Annotated in this window: 14 protein-coding genes; 7 read left to right on the top strand and 7 right to left on the bottom strand. The window is 57.3% G+C overall.

The features are described from left to right. Window positions 1-126: 126 nt before the first annotated feature. Complete coding sequence (gene lrp / locus WFM46_RS02290) at window positions 127-621, bottom strand: leucine-responsive transcriptional regulator Lrp (protein ID WP_000228469.1); 495 nt, start codon at window positions 619-621, stop codon at window positions 127-129. Between the two features lie 549 nt (window positions 622-1,170). Between lrp and trxB the strand changes: the two genes are divergently transcribed. From trxB to infA, 5 genes are all read left to right on the top strand, one after another. Beyond that, window positions 1,171-2,139 carry a thioredoxin-disulfide reductase gene (trxB, locus tag WFM46_RS02285; RefSeq protein ID WP_103178905.1) on the top strand — a complete coding sequence of 323 codons (969 nt, stop codon included), beginning with the start codon at window positions 1,171-1,173 and terminating at the stop codon, window positions 2,137-2,139. A 113-nt stretch (window positions 2,140-2,252) separates the two neighbouring features. After that, window positions 2,253-4,019 (top strand): heme ABC transporter permease/ATP-binding protein CydD, encoded by a 1,767-nt coding sequence (gene cydD, locus WFM46_RS02280; protein ID WP_336996998.1) that lies wholly within the window; start codon window positions 2,253-2,255, stop codon window positions 4,017-4,019. After that, window positions 4,019-5,740, top strand: a complete 1,722-nt coding sequence (gene cydC, locus WFM46_RS02275) for a heme ABC transporter ATP-binding protein/permease CydC (RefSeq protein WP_336996997.1) — start codon at window positions 4,019-4,021, stop codon at window positions 5,738-5,740. The genes cydD and cydC overlap by 1 nt, the downstream gene beginning before the upstream one ends. Before the next feature lie 47 nt (window positions 5,741-5,787). Continuing rightward, a complete protein-coding gene (gene aat / locus WFM46_RS02270; RefSeq protein WP_336996996.1) occupies window positions 5,788-6,495 on the top strand; it encodes a leucyl/phenylalanyl-tRNA--protein transferase in 708 nt (235 codons plus the stop codon). 286 nt (window positions 6,496-6,781) lie between these two features. After that, complete coding sequence (gene infA / locus WFM46_RS02260) at window positions 6,782-7,000, top strand: translation initiation factor IF-1 (RefSeq protein ID WP_001040187.1); 219 nt, start codon at window positions 6,782-6,784, stop codon at window positions 6,998-7,000. Between the two features lie 77 nt (window positions 7,001-7,077). Here the strand turns inward: infA and WFM46_RS02255 are convergent, their stop codons facing one another. The 3 genes from WFM46_RS02255 to clpS form a co-directional block, all read right to left on the bottom strand. After that, the gene (locus tag WFM46_RS02255) at window positions 7,078-7,497 is read right to left on the bottom strand and encodes a hypothetical protein (protein WP_336996995.1); all 420 of its coding nucleotides are present in this window, start codon (window positions 7,495-7,497) and stop codon (window positions 7,078-7,080) included. A gap of 773 nt (window positions 7,498-8,270) precedes the next feature. Next, on the bottom strand, window positions 8,271-10,547 hold the full coding sequence (gene clpA / locus WFM46_RS02250) for an ATP-dependent Clp protease ATP-binding subunit ClpA (protein ID WP_263951040.1): 2,277 nt from the start codon (window positions 10,545-10,547) through the stop codon (window positions 8,271-8,273). Window positions 10,548-10,577: 30 nt separating this feature from the next. Continuing rightward, the gene (clpS, locus tag WFM46_RS02245) at window positions 10,578-10,898 is read right to left on the bottom strand and encodes an ATP-dependent Clp protease adapter ClpS (protein ID WP_103823399.1); all 321 of its coding nucleotides are present in this window, start codon (window positions 10,896-10,898) and stop codon (window positions 10,578-10,580) included. Between the two features lie 325 nt (window positions 10,899-11,223). Between clpS and cspD the strand changes: the two genes are divergently transcribed. Further along, the gene (cspD, locus tag WFM46_RS02240) at window positions 11,224-11,445 is read left to right on the top strand and encodes a cold shock-like protein CspD (protein ID WP_032617324.1); all 222 of its coding nucleotides are present in this window, start codon (window positions 11,224-11,226) and stop codon (window positions 11,443-11,445) included. A gap of 225 nt (window positions 11,446-11,670) precedes the next feature. Here the strand turns inward: cspD and macB are convergent, their stop codons facing one another. Both macB and macA read right to left on the bottom strand, forming a co-directional pair. Then, entirely contained in the window at window positions 11,671-13,611 is a 1,941-nt protein-coding gene (gene macB / locus WFM46_RS02235) for a macrolide ABC transporter ATP-binding protein/permease MacB (protein WP_156654201.1), read from the bottom strand. After that, window positions 13,608-14,723: a macrolide transporter subunit MacA gene (macA, locus tag WFM46_RS02230; RefSeq protein ID WP_103178898.1), complete on the bottom strand. Its 1,116-nt coding sequence runs from the start codon at window positions 14,721-14,723 to the stop codon at window positions 13,608-13,610. The genes macB and macA overlap by 4 nt, the downstream gene beginning before the upstream one ends. Before the next feature lie 159 nt (window positions 14,724-14,882). Here macA and WFM46_RS02225 point away from each other — a divergent pair, with 159 nt between their 5' ends. After that, window positions 14,883-15,839, top strand: coding sequence for a VirK/YbjX family protein (locus WFM46_RS02225; protein ID WP_336996994.1), 957 nt, complete (start codon window positions 14,883-14,885; stop codon window positions 15,837-15,839). On the opposite strand, the gene WFM46_RS02220 is transcribed toward WFM46_RS02225, so the two are convergent. Beyond that, the gene (locus WFM46_RS02220) at window positions 15,836-17,494 is read right to left on the bottom strand and encodes an ATP-dependent endonuclease (protein ID WP_336996993.1); all 1,659 of its coding nucleotides are present in this window, start codon (window positions 17,492-17,494) and stop codon (window positions 15,836-15,838) included. The two genes, WFM46_RS02225 and WFM46_RS02220, sit on opposite strands and share 4 nt — an antisense overlap. Window positions 17,495-17,820: the final 326 nt, after the last annotated feature.

Genomic DNA, 17,820 nt, shown 5'->3' with positions numbered 1-17,820 from the left:
TCTCCAGGTATCAGGCAATTCCTGCCTGAGTGCTAAACGGACAACAGTGCCGGGGAGCCCGACACTGTTGCTGTATGGATTACCAGGAGTGTAATCAAAGTACGCTGATATTGCACCTGTTCCGTATTAGCGCGTCTTAATAACCAGACGATTGCTCTGTTTGACTTCTTCCATTACCACATAGGTACGGGTGTCGTTCACACCAGGCAGTCGCAGCAGGGTTTCGCCCAGCAGCTTACGGTAGGCGGACATATCAGGCACGCGGGTTTTCAACAGGTAGTCGAAATCCCCGGAAACCAGATGACACTCTTGAATTTCTTCAAGTTTTTGTACGGCGGCATTAAATTGCTCAAACACATCCGGCGCACCACGATTCAGAGTAATCTCAACAAATACCAGAAGTGAGGCATCCAGATAATGCGGGTTCAGCAGCGCTGTATAGCCCTGAATAAAACCCTGTCTTTCCAGTCGGCGCACACGCTCAAGGCATGGCGTCGGGGAAAGTCCCACACGTTTTGAAAGCTCGACGTTGGAAATACGCCCATCCTTTTGCAATTCATTAAGAATGTTACGATCGATGCGGTCGAGATCTTTGCCAGGGCGCTTCTTGCTATCTACCATTATTATTGTCTCTCTGTATTCCTTCCCTAACTCCTGCCAGGACCCTGTGCACTTCACTGTTCAGAGTCTTTCCCCGCGGTTAATCGCATCGCCTGTTTTATAGTTTGCGCGATCCGATTGGGGTTATGTGGTATGAAGACCGTTGCCCAGAGGCGGCCATCAACATCACGTATGGCATCTGTCCACACCATGCGTAGATTTCGCTGACCCGGTAAAAATGGTGATTTTGTGCATGACTATGCGTTACACAAAGACCATTTTTTTTCTTCCTTGAATGTTTTCGCAAAAGCGCAGGGGATTGTCAAAGCAAAACATCGATTTTTAGTACAACATGCCGGATATTCATTACGTCCGGCGATTAATCCTCATTTTATCGCCGTCGTTTCGACCGATTACCTATGATTATTGTTATAAAATCACCTTTTCTTACCTCTCGTTGATTGGCCCTTTCTATCACACACATCGTTAACAAAATCGCTGCGCCCTTTTTTTACGCCAACAAATTCCCTACAATCCAGGAAAATGTCTGCCAACAACAATGAGGATCTCATGGGCACGGCCAAACACAGTAAGCTGCTAATTCTTGGTTCTGGACCTGCGGGATATACCGCAGCGGTCTACGCTGCACGCGCTAACCTGCAACCGGTACTGATTACGGGCATGGAAAAAGGCGGTCAGCTGACCACCACCACCGAAGTAGAAAACTGGCCAGGCGATCCTGAAGGCCTGACCGGGCCGCTGCTGATGGAGCGCATGCACGAGCATGCCGCCAAATTTGATACCGAAATCATTTTTGACCACATCAACAAGGTCGATCTGCAAAACCGTCCGTTCCGCCTGACCGGTGACAACGCGGAGTACACCTGCGACGCGCTGATCATCGCTACCGGCGCTTCAGCCCGCTATCTGGGTCTGCCTTCTGAAGAGGAGTTCAAAGGTCGCGGCGTCTCTGCCTGTGCAACCTGCGACGGTTTCTTCTATCGCAACCAGAAGGTGGCGGTCATCGGCGGTGGCAATACCGCGGTTGAAGAGGCACTCTACCTGGCGAATATCGCCTCTGAAGTGCACCTCATTCACCGCCGTGATACTTTCCGCGCGGAAAAGATCCTGATCAAACGTCTGATGGACAAAGTGGCCAGCGGCAATATCGTGCTGCACACCCACCGCACGCTGGAAGAAGTGACCGGCGATCAGATGGGCGTGGCGGGCCTGCGTATCCGTGACACCCAGAACACCGACAACGTTGAAACGCTGGAAGTGGCAGGTCTGTTTGTTGCCATCGGCCACAGCCCGAACACCGCTATCTTCGACGGCCAGCTTGAGCTGGAGAACGGCTACATCAAAGTGCAGTCAGGTATTCACGGCAATGCTACCCAGACCAGCATCCCGGGCGTATTCGCTGCGGGCGACGTGATGGACCACATTTATCGTCAGGCGATCACCTCTGCGGGCACCGGTTGTATGGCCGCGCTGGATGCAGAACGATATCTCGACGGACTGGCCGATCAGAGTAAATAATTTTTACAAATCAGCAACAAACGTAAAAAAGGCGGCGATAAGTCGCCTTTATCGTCTCTGCGTTGTAACATTGCCGTGCCCAATACCTAATAACATCACCTGCAAAGCACGCAATGGAAAAAACCCGTCAACAAGAGTTAACTCGCTGGCTGAAAAAGCAAAGCGTTATTTCCCGCCGCTGGCTGAATATTTCCCGTCTTTTAGGGTTTATCAGCGGACTGTTGATTGTCGGCCAGGCATGGCTTCTGGCCCGCATTCTTAACCATATGATTATGGAAAATATCCCGCGCGAGGCGCTGTTACTGCCTTTCATTGTGTTGATTCTGGTCTTTATTCTGCGTGCCTGGGTGGTCTGGTTGCGCGAGCGCGTGGGCTTCCACGCCGGGCAGAACATTCGCTATGAAATTCGCCGCCAGGTGCTGGACAGGCTACAGGAGGCCGGGCCTGCCTGGATCCAGGGCAAGCCCGCCGGAAGCTGGGCGACGCTGATCCTCGAACAGATCGATGACATGCACGACTACTACGCCCGCTATCTGCCCCAGATGGCGCTGGCCGCTTTCGTTCCCCTGCTGATCGTGCTCGCGATTTTTCCTTATAACTGGGTCGCCGCGCTGATCCTGCTGGGTACCGACCCGCTGATCCCGCTCTTTATGGCGATGGTCGGTATGGGGGCTGCCGACGCCAACCGCCGCAACTTCCTGGCGCTCGGACGTCTCAGCGGCCACTTCCTTGACCGTCTGCGCGGCATGGAAACGCTGCGTATTTTTGGTCGCGGTGAAGCCGAAACCGACAACATCCGCCACGCCTCCCAGGATTTCCGTCAGCGCACCATGGAAGTGTTACGCCTGGCATTTTTATCCTCCGGGGTGCTGGAGTTCTTCACCTCACTGTCGATTGCGCTGGTTGCCGTCTATTTCGGTTTCTCCTACCTGGGCGCCCTTGATTTCGGTCATTACGGTACCGCCGTGACCCTTTTTGCAGGTTTTCTGGCGTTAATTCTGGCGCCGGAATTTTTCCAGCCGCTGCGCGATCTGGGCACCTTTTATCATGCGAAAGCGCAGGCCGTGGGCGCCGCCGACAGCCTGAAAACCTTCCTTGAAACGCCGCTGGCTCATCCGCAGCGTGGCGACGTGACCCTGAACACCACCCGACCGGTCAGTATTGAAGCAGAGAATTTCTGCGTACTGTCGCCGGAAGGTAAGGTGCTGGCGGGGCCATTAACCTTCACCCTCGCGGCAGGCCAGCGCGTGGTGCTGGTTGGCACCAGCGGCTCCGGTAAAAGCTCCCTGCTGAATGCATTATCTGGCTTTATGGCCTACAGCGGCTCGCTGCGGATCAACCAGGCCGAGCTCTCAGCGCTCGATCCTGACGAGTGGCGCACCCACTTAAGCTGGGTAGGACAGAACCCGCAGCTCCCTGCGGCCACGCTGCGGGAAAACGTGCTGCTGGCGCGCCCGGATGCCAGCGAAGAAGAGCTGCAGTCGGTGCTCGACCGTGCCTGGGTCAGCGAATTCCTGCCCCTGCTGCCGAACGGCGTGGACACGGTGGTGGGCGATCAGTCGGCGGGGCTTTCCGTCGGCCAGGCGCAGCGCATTGCCGTGGCCCGCGCCCTGCTTAACCCGTGTCAGCTTTTACTTCTGGATGAGCCTGCCGCCAGCCTGGATGCGCACAGTGAACAGCGCGTGATGCTGGCGCTGGATGCCGCCTCGCAGCAGCAAACCACGCTGATGGTGACGCACCAGCTGGAGGGCATCTCCCGGTGGGATCAGATCTGGGTCATGGACAATGGTCAGCTTGTTGAGCAGGGTGATTACGCCACGCTCGCGGCGGCACAGGGGCCGTTTGCGGCCCTGCTGGCAAACCGTCAGGAGGAGATTTGATGCGCGCTTTACTGCCTTATCTGGCGCTTTATATGCGCCACAAATGGATGTTGACGCTGGGCGTGGTGCTGGCGATCGTCACCCTGCTGGCGAGTATCGGCCTGTTGACGCTCTCCGGCTGGTTCCTCTCTGCCTCGGCGGTCGCCGGTTTTGCCGGGCTCTACAGCTTCAACTATATGTTGCCCGCCGCCGGGGTGCGCGGTACGGCCATCACCCGTACCGCCGGGCGCTACTTTGAACGTCTGGTCAGCCATGACGCGACCTTCCGCGTGCTGCAACACCTGCGCGTTACCACCTTCAGCAAGCTGCTCCCCCTCTCCCCTGCCGGAATGGCACGCTATCGCCAGGGGGAACTGCTTAACCGCGTCGTCGCCGACGTGGATACCCTCGATCACCTCTATTTGCGCGTGATCTCTCCGCTGGTGGGCGCCCTGGTGGTGATTGTGGTGGTCACCCTTGGGCTGTGCCTGCTGGACGTTCACATTGCGCTGGTGCTCGGCGGGATCATGCTCGCGACGCTCTTTATCTTACCCCCGCTGTTTTACCGCGCCGGAAAACCGACCGGTGAAAAGCTGACGCGTCTGCGGGGCGAGTATCGCCAGCAGCTGACGGGCTGGCTACAAGGTCAGGCGGAGCTGACGATCTTTGGTGCCAGCCGCCGCTACCGCGCGCAGATGGAAAATACCGAGCTGAACTGGCACGAAGCCCAGCGCAAACAGTCGGAACTCACGGCCCTCTCCCAGGCGCTGATGCTGTTAATTGGCGGAGGCGCAGTCATGGCGATGCTGTGGATGGCTTCCGGCGGCGTGGGCGATAACGCGCAGCCAGGCCCGTTAATCGCCCTGTTTGTCTTCTGTGCGCTGGCGGCGTTTGAAGCCCTGGCGCCGGTGACCGGTGCCTTTCAGCACCTGGGCCAGGTGGTGGCCTCCGCGCTGCGTATCACCCAGATTACCGGCCAGCAGCCGGAAGTGCAGTTCAGTACGACCGCATCAGCGGTCCCTGAGCAGCTGGCCCTGTGCCTTTCGGATGTCAGTTTTGCCTATGAAGGTCAGGCGCAGCCCGCGCTGGACCACATTAACCTGACGATCCCCGCGGGCGCCCATGTGGCGGTGCTGGGTCGCACAGGCTGCGGTAAATCGACACTACTGCAGCTGCTGACCAGAGCATGGGACCCGGCGCAGGGTCAGATCCTGTTTAACGACACGCCTCTGGTGCAGATGAGCGAGACTGCGCTGCGCAAAACGGTAAGCGTGGTGCCCCAGCGGGTTCATCTTTTCAGCGCCACCCTGCGCGATAACTTGCTGTTAGCCGCGCCCGGCGCTGCCGATGAAGCATTACGCGGGATGCTGGAAAAAGTAGGTCTGCACAAGCTGCTGGAAGATGAAGGGCTCAACAGCTGGCTTGGCGAAGGTGGCCGTCAGTTATCCGGTGGCGAGCTGCGCCGCCTGGCCATTGCGCGTGCGCTGCTTCACAATGCGCCGCTGATGCTGCTGGATGAGCCAACCGAAGGGCTGGACGCCACTACCGAGCGGCAAATCCTTGATTTACTGAAAAAAGAGATGCAGGACAAAACCGTGCTGATGGTGACGCACCGTCTGCGCGGCCTGGCGGATTTCGATCAAATTATTGTGATGGACAACGGACAAATTATTGAGCAAGGTAATCACGCTGAACTGTTGGCAAAACAGGGCCGCTACTACCAGTTCAAACAACGTCTGTAGTCTATATTTGAACCGATCCCCACTTTGCGTACTGGAGTTTTGTTGTCATGCGCCTGGTCCAGCTCTCTCGTCACTCTCTTGCGTTCCCTTCTCCGGAAGGGGCGCTGCGTGAACCTAATGGTTTGCTGGCCCTGGGCGGCGATCTGAGTCCGTCGCGTTTACTGATGGCCTACCAGCGGGGGATTTTTCCGTGGTTCTCTCCCGGCGATCCCATCTTATGGTGGTCGCCCGATCCCCGCGCCGTTCTCTGGCCTGCGGAGTTTCATATCAGCCGCAGCATGAAGCGTTTTCACGCTCACTCCCCTTATCGCGTCACCCTCAACCATGCGTTTGGTCAGGTGATCGAGGGCTGCGCCAGCGATCGCTTTGAAGGAACCTGGATCACGCCCGAGGTGATCGTCGCCTACCATCGCCTGCACGAGCTGGGCTACGCCCATTCGATTGAGGTATGGGATGATAAGGATGAACTGGTGGGCGGCATGTACGGCGTGGCACAGGGCACGCTGTTTTGCGGCGAGTCAATGTTCAGCCGCGCGGTTAACGCCTCGAAAACCGCGTTGCTGGTCTTCTGCGAACGCTTTGCCCGTAGCGGCGGCAAGTTAGTTGACTGCCAGGTGCTGAACGAACATACCGCCTCTCTGGGTGTCGTGGAGATCTCGCGTCATGAATATCTGGCGCAGCTGGCGACCCTGCGCATGCAAAAATTACCGCAAAATTTCTGGGTGCCGACGACGTTATTTACGCCTCAGGGATAAATGTTTTCCGCATATTTTTCCTCAAGGTGCTATAATTCTGCCGCAGAGTAGGTTCTGCCTGTTGCCCCGCCGCCGTTTGGGAATAGTTCGCATCCGATAACGCCCTATCGTTTATCCTGCCATCTCCCCTTTACGTATGCGCTTTTCGTACGGTTGAACCGTGACGTCCGGGCAATACGCTGAAACTGCTTTGTTGCGTTTTAAACGCACAAATCTTTACTTAATTGAGGAATTTCGGCATTATCTTGCCGGTTCAAAACTTGGTAGTGATACCCCAGAGGATTAGATGGCCAAAGAAGACAATATTGAAATGCAGGGTACCGTTCTGGAAACGTTGCCTAACACCATGTTTCGCGTAGAACTGGAAAACGGTCACGTCGTTACCGCGCATATCTCCGGTAAAATGCGTAAGAACTATATCCGTATTCTGACGGGCGACAAAGTGACTGTTGAGCTGACCCCGTACGACCTGAGCAAAGGCCGCATTGTCTTCCGTAGTCGCTAAGAGTATTTCGCCTGCAATGGCGTACAAAGAATAATAAAGGCCGGGTTATCCCGGCCTTTTTTTATGCCCCGCCCGTATCAGTGGATACGCACTACGGTCAGATCCGCCAGCATGGTATGCGCGATATCATGCAGCAGCCCGGTAAGGTGCGGGAGCATCTCGCGGTCGAAATGCGACACCAGCAGCACATGGTTTAAGGCCCGGCAGTAATCGCACTGGGCTTCGGTGCTGTCCAGCAGCCACTCCTGTTTGTGCACGGGCGGGATTTCGTTCTCATCCAGCACGCGAAAATCGGTCATGGATTTTGCCAGCTCAGCGCTGAATGCATCAAGGTAGGCCGCCAGGCAGCGGCAGACAGGCTGCGTTTGCGGCAGCGAGTCGCAATCGACCAGGATTTCGGTGAGCAGGTTGCAGCGCGCGGCAAGGGTGGAGAGATCGGGGTTGCTTAGTTCAAGTTCGCTGTAAAGGTGAGCAATAGTATGATTTTCCATATTCATAATTCCATATTAACGCTGAAAAACTACCACCTGAAACGCCAACTTCGGGTGGCAGACTGAACCGGATTGGCGTACCGACAATATGGAAAATCGGCGCTTCAAAAGAAGCCCCGGTTCAGCCCACCATAATTGAAGAAGCCTATTATATTCGCTACTTACAAAAGTGTGAACGAAACCTGTGGTGCTGCCTTGGCAGCATCATTTCCATATCTATGAGTCCAGGACGCCAATCCTGGCACCTGATTTTGCAGGTGCATCGCCATTCTATTACTGTGGTTTTATCCAGCAATACCCATAATTAAATTCTGGATAACGCCTCGCAAAATTTTCATCCCCCCCTACAGCAACACAAAAGTCAGAGGCAAATTCGCCACTCACAGCGGCACCCTGGTCCGGCTGAAAATCGCTAAGGCGTTGACCGCAGGCCGGGGCGAGGCGCATGGACGCGCCGAGAGGGGGCGACCTACATGGATGTAGGAGCGCCCCCGACCCGAAAGCCGAAGGGAAAAAGCCGAGGGGACCGCGAAGCGGCGATTTTCTTTGCCGGGAGCCGGGGTGGTCAGGGGGGCGGTGGCGAGCCCCCCTGACACGTTCACCGGTGACGTGGTTTACAGAGAAGCAGCGAACGCAAGGTGAACGGAACCATCACAGCCGCCACATGTTCTCACCCACCGTGCATCGCCCGGCGGCGCTGCGCTTGCACGGGCCTACAACGACTAAAAAACCATAAAAAAACCGGGCATTTGCCCGGTTTTTATCATCACATAACAGCGTTAGTGAGCCGCCTCCGGCTTATGTTTCGCCGCACTCTGGAAATCATACGTCAGCTCATTCTTCGCCTGATCCAGCGCCACCGTCACCTGACCACCATCCACAAGCGAACCAAACAGCAGCTCGTTAGCCAACGGTTTCTTCAGGTTGTCCTGAATCACACGCGCCATCGGACGGGCACCCATCGCACGATCGTAGCCTTTCTCTGCCAGCCAGTTGCGGGCTTCCTGACTCACTTCCAGAGAGACCCCTTTCTGATCCAGCTGAACCTGCAGCTCGACGATGAACTTATCCACCACCTGATGAATCACCTCGGTAGAGAGATGATCGAACCAGATAATGTTGTCCAGACGGTTACGGAACTCCGGCGTAAAGACCTTCTTGATCTCTTCCATCGCATCGGTGCTGTTATCCTGGTGGATCAGGCCGATGGATTTACGCTCGGTTTCACGCACCCCGGCGTTGGTGGTCATCACCAGTACCACGTTGCGGAAGTCCGCCTTGCGCCCGTTGTTATCGGTCAGCGTCCCGTTATCCATCACCTGCAGCAGGATGTTGAACACGTCCGGGTGCGCTTTCTCGATCTCATCGAGCAGCAGTACCGCGTGCGGATGCTTGATCACCGCGTCGGTGAGCAGGCCGCCCTGGTCAAAGCCCACATAGCCTGGAGGCGCACCGATCAGACGGCTGACGGTGTGGCGCTCCATATACTCGGACATATCGAAGCGCAGCAGCTCGATGCCCAGCGCTTTGGAGAGCTGAACCGTCACCTCGGTTTTCCCCACCCCGGTCGGGCCGGCGAACAGGAAAGAACCGACAGGTTTGTGCTCATGCCCCAGCCCGGCGCGGGCCATCTTAATGGCTTCGGTTAAGGCCTCAATGGCTTTATCCTGCCCAAAGACCAGCATTTTCAGGCGATCGCCAAGGTTTTTCAGCGTATCGCGGTCGCTCTGAGAAACACTCTTCTCAGGGATACGCGCGATGCGGGCCACCACGGATTCGATATCCGCCACGTTGACCGTTTTCTTACGCTTGCTGACCGGCATCAGACGCGCCCGCGCGCCCGCTTCGTCGATCACATCAATCGCTTTATCCGGCAGGTGGCGATCGTTAATGTATTTCACCGCCAGCTCCACCGCCGCACGCACCGCTTTCGCGGTATAACGCACATCATGGTGCGCCTCGTACTTCGGCTTCAGGCCGTTGATGATCTGCACCGTTTCTTCAACCGACGGTTCAGTAATATCGATTTTCTGGAAGCGACGCGCCAGGGCACGATCTTTTTCGAAAATATTGCTGAACTCCTGATAGGTGGTTGAACCCATTACCCGGATCTTGCCGCTGGAGAGCAGCGGTTTAATCAGGTTAGCGGCATCCACCTGACCACCCGATGCCGCACCGGCGCCGATGATGGTATGGATCTCGTCGATAAACAGGATGCTGTTGGTATCCTGCTCCAGCTGTTTCAGCAGCGCTTTGAAACGTTTTTCAAAATCACCGCGGTATTTGGTGCCGGCCAACAGGGAACCGATATCCAGCGAATAGATGGTGCAGTCGGCGATCACTTCCGGGACGTCGCCCTGCACGATGCGCCAGGCCAGCCCTTCGGCAATGGCGGTTTTACCGACGCCAGACTCCCCCACCAGCAGTGGGTTATTCTTGCGGCGGCGGCACAGCACCTGAATCGCCCGTTCCAGCTCTTTATCGCGGCCTATCAGCGGGTCGATACCGCCAACACGGGCAAGCTGGTTAAGATTGGTGGTGAAGTTTTCCATACGTTCCTCCCCGCCTGCCTGCTCTTCGCTGTTGACCTGATGGCTGGAATCCGAAGACGGATTCGATTCGTCTTTTCGCGTTCCGTGAGAGATAAAGTTCACCACATCGAGGCGGCTGACTTCGTGTTTGCGCAGCAGGTAGGCGGCTTGCGACTCCTGCTCGCTGAAGATGGCAACCAGCACGTTGGCACCGGTGACTTCGCTACGTCCGGAGGACTGGACGTGAAATACCGCACGCTGGAGTACACGCTGGAAGCTGAGCGTCGGTTGCGTGTCGCGCTCCTCTTCACTGACGGGCAGTACAGGTGTGGTCTGTTCGATGAAGGCTTCAAGTTCCTGACGCAGCGCCACCAGATCCACGGAGCAGGCTTCAAGCGCTTCGCGGGCGGATGGGTTACTGAGCAGTGCAAGCAGCAGGTGCTCGACCGTCATAAACTCATGTCGGTGCTCACGCGCTCTGGCGAAAGCCATGTTTAAACTGAGTTCCAGTTCTTGATTGAGCATAGGCACCTCCCCCAATTTTCATTGCCTTATTCAGGCTTTTTCCAGCGTACACAGCAACGGATGCTCGTTCTCCCTTGCATACTGGTTCACCATTGCCACCTTGGTTTCGGCGACTTCTGCGGTAAAAACACCGCAGATGGCTTTGCCATGATAGTGAACCGTAAGCATCAGTTGCGTTGCACGTTCAACATCATAAGAAAAGAACTTTTGTAGCACGTCAATAACAAATTCCATCGGCGTGTAATCATCGTTCATTAACATAACTTTATACATAGATGGCGGTTTTAGCGCGTCGCGCACTTCATCTTCCGCCAACTTATCGAAATCGAGCCAGTCGTTCGTCTTACCCATTGTCAGTCGTCATCTTCGTTTACGGTCTCCGGTCGCGTATCTCTGTGATGCTGACGGGAGTCTATACATAACCTGAATCTACCTTAGATGTCAGATAACCTATATCTATTATTGCCATCCGCGATGTCTGTCACAATACCGTTCAATAGCGTTAACTGCTTCAAATTTTGACGCATTTTTCACCTTCCTTGCCCGGCAAAGGCTTGACGATCCCTTTGGTTTATCTAAATTGTACAGGCGTGAGTTGGCGAGGTTTTGAACAGCCTCCACTTCACCACCGGTTCATTACATCTAACTCAATAAGATTTACGAAGGATGTCGAAGCATGGAAACGGGTACAGTTAAGTGGTTTAACAACGCCAAAGGGTTTGGTTTTATCTGCCCTGAAGGCGGCGGCGAAGACATTTTCGCACATTACTCCACCATTCAGATGGATGGATACAGAACGCTGAAAGCCGGGCAGGCCGTCCGGTTCGATGTACACCTTGGGCCAAAAGGCAATCATGCCAGCGTTATTGTGCCCATCGAAGCAGAAGTGGTGGCATAGCCCTCTGTTTCATTGTGTACACCCCGCACTCAAAATGCCAGCCCGACGCGCTGGCATTTTTATTTGTGGGCTGCCGTGCGGTCTGCTGCCCGGCGGCGCTGCGCTTGCGCGGGCCTACAAATCATTGTGGGCTGCCGTGCGGTCTGCTGCCCGGCGGCGCTGCGCTTGCGCGGGCCTACGGATTTCGTAGGCCGGGTAAGGCGTAGCCGCCACCCGGCAACAGATTCACTCCCGGGCTAACGCATCCACCGGATCTAATCGCGCGGCGTTTCTGGCCGGCAACCAGCCAAACAGTACCCCGGTAAAGGTAGAACACAGGAAGGCAGTTAGCAGCGCCATCGGTGAAAAACCAATTTCCCAGCCGGGTAAAAACAGCTGCAGCGTAAAGGCGATGAGCAGCGAGAGCGTAATCCCCAGCGCACCGCCCACCAGACAGACCAGCACCGCTTCAATCAAAAACTGTTGCAGCACATCGCTGGCCCGGGCGCCCACCGCCATCCTGATGCCGATTTCACGCGTCCGCTCCGTCACCGACACCAGCATGATATTCATTACCCCGATCCCCCCGACCAGCAGGGAGATGATCGCCACCAGCGTGAGGAAGAGCTGAAGAGTACGTGTGGTCTTTTCCGCCGTTTTCAAGAGCCCGTCCATGTTCCAGGTGAAGAAATCTTTCTTCCCGTGGCGCAGGGTCAACAGGCGTTCAAGCTGTTGCTCTGCCTGGGCGCTGTCGTAACCCTCTTTCACCCGGACGGTGATGGAGTTAAGCCACGACTGCCCCATAATGCGCCCGGAGATGGTGGTGTAAGGCAGCCAGACGCGCAAAATCTTGCTGCTGCCAAACATCGACTGCTTCTCCTCCGCCACGCCAATCACCGTTGCGGGCATATTCCCCACCAGCACGATCTCGCCCACCACCTTCGCTTTATTGGGGAATAGCTGTCGCCGGGCGTTGCTATCGAGCACCACCACCTGCGCCCGCCCTGCCAGTTGCTCTGCATTGAAGGTGCCCCCTTCGCTGAAGGTCATACCGTAGACGTTGAAATAGTCGCCGCTGACGCCGTTGGCGCTGGCCGCCACATCGATATTGGCATAGCGCAAACGCAGGCTCTGGGACACCGCCGGGGTGGCGGAGTTAACCCACGGCTGCTTCTGAATGGCCGTGAGATCGTCATACTTCAGCGCCTGCTGGTACTGCGGCTCGTCATCGCCAAAATCTTTGCCGGGATAGACGTCAATGGTATTGGTGCCGATGGAGCGGATATCCGACAGCACCAGCTGTTTGGCCGCGTCGCCCACTACCACAATCGACACCACCGAGGCGATGCCGATGATGATCCCAAGCATGGTCAGCAGGGTGCGCATTTTGTTGGCGGCCATCGCCAGCCAGGCCATGGTCAGCGCTTCGCGAAAGCTGCTGGCAAACTGCCGCCAGCCCGACGGCGGCGGTAACGCCACCTCCTGACGCCGGGTAGCATTGAGGGCGGGCGGCGGATTACTGACCAGCTCGCCGTCGCGGATCTCGACAATGCGTCCGGCCTGGGAGGCCACCTCCGGATCGTGGGTGACAATAATCACCGTGTGCCCCTGATCCCGCAGCTGGTGCAGGATTGCCATCACCTCTTCCCCGGAGTGGCTGTCCAGCGCCCCGGTCGGTTCATCCGCCAGGATCACCTGGCCGCCGTTCATCAGCGCCCGGGCGATACTCACCCGCTGCTGCTGGCCGCCGGACAGCTGCGACGGCTGATAATCCACCCGCTCCCCCAGCCCCAGCCGGGTAAGCAGCGCCTGCGCCCGCTCAAGACGTTTTTTGCGCTCTACGCCAGCATAGACCGCGGGCACCTCGACGTTTTGCGCCGCGCTCAGATGCGAAAGCAGATGGTAACGCTGGAAGATAAAGCCGAAATGTTCCCGACGCAGTTTGGCCAGCGCGTCGCTGTCCAGCGTGGCGACGTCGGTGCCCGCCACGCGATAGGTGCCGCTGGTGGGTTTATCCAGACAGCCAAGAATATTCATCAGCGTCGATTTACCGGAGCCTGACGCCCCGACAATCGCCACCATCTCCCCCGCCTCTACCTGCAGGGTGATGCCCTTCAGCACCTCCACCGGCCCGTCGCCGGAGGGGTAGCTGCGGCGGATATCATTCAGCTCCAGCAGGGCGGTCATTTCGCCGCCCCCGGCTGGCTCTCGCTGATGACCACCTCTTCACCCTCTTCCAGCCCTTTCACCACCACCACATCGGTGTCGTTGCGCGAGCCGAGGCTCACCTCACGCTCGCGGATTTCACCGTTACGCAGCACCTTCACGTTATAGCGGTTATCTCCTACCGGTTGGCCCAGCGCCGCCAGCGGAATGGTCAGCACGTTTTTCACCCCGGAGAGCTGAATATGCACCTGGGCGGTCATGTCCAGGCGTAGCACCCCCTGCGGGTTGGGGACTTCAAACCGGGCGTGATAGAAAATGGCGTCGTTGACCTTCTCCGGCGTCGGGAGAATATCCTTCAGCACCCCTTCATAGCGGGTTTGCGGGTCCCCCAGCACGGTAAACCAGGCTTTTTGCCCCGGCTTCAGGTGGATCACATCCGCTTCCGAAACCTGCGCCTTCACCAGCATGGTACCCATATCCGCCAGGGTCAGGATGTTCGGCGCCTGCTGGGCGGCGATAACCGTCTGTCCCTGCAGGGTCGTAATCTGCGTCACTTCCCCGGCCATCGGTGCAACGATGCGGGTGTACTCGAGGTTAGTTTTGGCACTGTCCAGCGAGGCCTGGTTGCGTTTGATCTGCGCATCGATGGTGCCAATCTGCGCCTGCTTCACCGCCAGCTCGGTGGTCGAGGTATCCAGATCCTGCTGCGAGATCGCCTGGGTGGTCGCCAGCTGCCGCTGACGGTTCAGGGTCACCTGGGCGAGCTTACGCTCCGCTTCCGCCTGGCTGCGCTGGGCGCGCAGCTCCATCAGCGTCGCCTCCACCTCTTTGATCTGGTTTTCGGCCTGCTCCGGGTCGATAACCCCCAGCAGTTGCCCTTTTTTCACCTTGTCGCCAATCTCCACCGATAGGGTCTTCAACTGGCCGCTGACCTGGGCACCCACGTCAACCTTGCGTAGCGCGTCCAGTTTGCCGGTCGCCAGCACGCTCTGCTGCAACTCGCCCGGACGGACAATCAATGTCTGATATTGCGGCACCGGTGCGTTTAGCACCCGCCACAGCCAGAATCCACCCACCAGTACAATCAGCACCAGCAGCAGAAACAGCTTCCTGCGCTTTCCCTTTAAGTTCATAAATATTCCAAATAGCAATTCCGGCTTACATAACTGTTGATTCTAACTAAACCGCGCCTCAACGAAACCCCTGCTTTTCGTGGCGCGTGAAAGTTGTTGAGGAGAGGTTGATAAAACCCCTGCTGAAATAAAGGCCTGGCAACAAGACCGGTATCTATTATGTCCTCCATCGCAGAGTCATCTTATTCACATCAGCAGCAACCTAAATCAGCCTGGCAGCTATTTCAGCATCTGGCCTCCGGGACATTAACCCCCGGCCTTGCCTGGCGTAATCCGGCCTATCGCCGCAAGTTTATGCTGCGCTCGCTGATGACGCCGTTCAGCACTGCACGTCTGCTGGCAAGCCTGACAAAACAGCCGCAACTGCTGCAACTGTTACAGGCCCAGCCGGGACTGCCCTGCCGCCTGCATCGCCCGTGGCTCTCGGTGGCGATGAATCGCCAGCAAACGCTCCAGGCGCTGAACTGGCACTATCAGACCCTGCAGAGCCGGCTCCCGGCCGCGCTGATGAACGGCTATCTCTCCCGGGAGGGGGTCACGTTACTGACCCTGACCGGGAAAGACGATCGCGCCTTTACCCTGCGTCTGTGCGCTGATGCCTTCCTCGATAAAGAGGGCGAAGCGACGCTGGCGTTTTGCGACGAACAGCAGACGGTGCTGGCGGAGATGACCTTTACGCTGTGTCAGGTTAACGGCACCCCGACGCTGTTTATCGGCGGGATGCAGGGGGCAAAAGCCTTTGTGCCGCACGAGGCGATTCAGAGTGCCACCAAAGCCTGTCACGGCCTGTTCCCGAAACGTTTGCTGGTGGAAGCCGCCATGACGCTCGGCAGCGCCCTGGCCGTGGAGCAGATTATCGCCGTCAGCAACAGCACCCATATTTATCGCAGCTGGCGCTATCGCAAGAAAAAAGAGGGGAAACTGCTGGCCGACTACGACAGTTTCTGGCTGTCGCTGGGCGGGGAGCGCGGCAGCGAGGGCAACTTCAGGCTGCCGCTCGCCATGCCGCGCAAACCGATGGAGGAGATCGCCAGCAAAAAACGCGCCGAGTACCGCCGCCGGTTTACCCTGCTGGACAGCCTGATCGATCAGGTCAACCAGGCGACCCGCCGCTAGTCCGCCCTCCCGCGTGCCAGCCACAGCACGCGGGAGAACATCTTCCGTAACAGCGTGGGCACCGCCTCCACGCCGCGACGACCAGCCTCCATCGCCACCTCAATCGCCAGATCGGGTTTCGAGGAACGGTGAATGGCCTTCATGATCACCCGCCGCATGTTCATCGGGACGTCGTCCGGGATCATCGCCACCCGGTGAAAGACATCGGAAAAGCCCTGCCGGTACATGAAGTGTTCCATGTCCATGGCGGGCAGCGCCGTCAGGTGCTCGCGCTCCTCCTCCCGATCGTTATTGATCAGCCCGCGCACGGTCGCGGCATATTTCTTACCCGCTTCGTCACCATCCACCAGCACATGCCATTCGATGCCCATCCGCCGGGCAAATTTAATCAGCGGTTTCAGGCCCGACTGGGCAAACTCGATCACTTTGATGCCCTCGGCATCAAAGTGGTGCCCACACTGACGGGCCAGCTCGTTAATCACCCAGGTTTCGGTCTCCCCTTCCACCAGCAGCCAGCAGCGGGCAAACAGCGAGGAGGCGCGGTTGAAGCGAATATGGAAGGCGATACGGCGACTGTCTTCCGCATTCATGCCCCCCGGACCCAGGCGGTAAGCCGAGACGCGCGACGACTCACGCACCAGACGGCAGACGTGCTCGACCGGTGTTAGCGACAGCAGTTCGCCGGAGTTGGTGGTGGTGATGCGCTGCAACGGCAGCAGATTCAGCAGGTGCCAGGCCACCGAGAGCATGATTGGGTGCAGGCGCGTCTCGGGATCTTCCACCAGCAGCAGCGGACGGGCATCCCGGTCCAGCCGGACGGTGCCTTTGGCCTGCAACAACGTGGAGAAGAGCCCCAGCAGGATCACCCGGTGCGAGCGGCCGCCGGGACGGTCGATCATCCGGTTGATGATATCGAGATAACGCCAGCTGCGTTGCTCGTCATGGGAGCGCCGCCGCATCAGCCGGTTGCGCACCGGGGAGGTGCCCTGTTCGGAGAAGTAGTGCTCCAGCAGCTGTACCATTGCCGACAGCCCCTGGCGGATCTGGCCGTCGGTCAGGTTTTGCGGGCGGGCGACCAGTTCCCGGGCCAGATAGTCCAGCTCCCGGGCGGTGACCTCCACATCAGGCATGTCGGGGACGGTACCGTTGCGGATGCGGCGCATAAAGCGGGCATCACGCAGGCGCAGCACCGGCATCAGACGGACCAGATGGCGCGCCCGTTCGTCGATATCCTCCAGCGGCAGGACCTGGCCGTCAGTATCGAGAAAACCGCGCAGGGTCAGCACACTGTCATCACTGGCAAGCTCCCCCTCCAGACGATAAAAAATGCGCCGATAGCCATCATCACAGGGCACCCAGCAATCGGCAAGAGGACGATAGCGGCGAACGCGATGGCGCCCCGGCTCGCTTTCACGAAAGGTAAGGATAATATGCAGATGGTGTTCACGCCCCTGCAGATCGCCGGGGGGGAACCAGAAATCTTCCCGGACAAAATGGTACAGACTGGATTCCGGCGATAGCAGCAACGTCAGGGCGTCCAGCAGGCTCGATTTACCCCAGGCGTTTTCTCCGATCAGCACGTTGTTGTGCTCAAGCATCAGCGACAGACGGTTAATGCCGCGAAACCCCACGATTTCCACACGCTCTAGCAACATGTACCCTCCGGGAGAAATGAACTTTTTCCTTTAAGTTATCAGGAGTATAACGCCAGCGGGCCCGGACGGACACTCCATCGTCGGCGGAATAATGATTGCCAGAAGGGAAAATTAAGAATTTAACCAGACAGTTTCATTTGTAATAACGATTTCCGCCGCATACTCTTGCTGCCGAAAATGTAACTCTGCTTTACTCGCCATAATTTAGCAAGGAAGCGCAACACATTGCCCTACATCAAACTTACCGTATTTATTTAACTGGTGAGGGGGAATATTCATTTTTAGAATAGTGGCGTTTTAAAAATCGTCGCTTGTTTTGGCGATAA

Source organism: Leclercia sp. M50, from assembly GCF_037150775.1.
Taxonomy (GTDB): domain Bacteria; phylum Pseudomonadota; class Gammaproteobacteria; order Enterobacterales; family Enterobacteriaceae; genus Enterobacter.
Note: the sequence above shows the minus strand (reverse complement) of the source record. Positions and strands in the feature narration are given on the sequence as shown.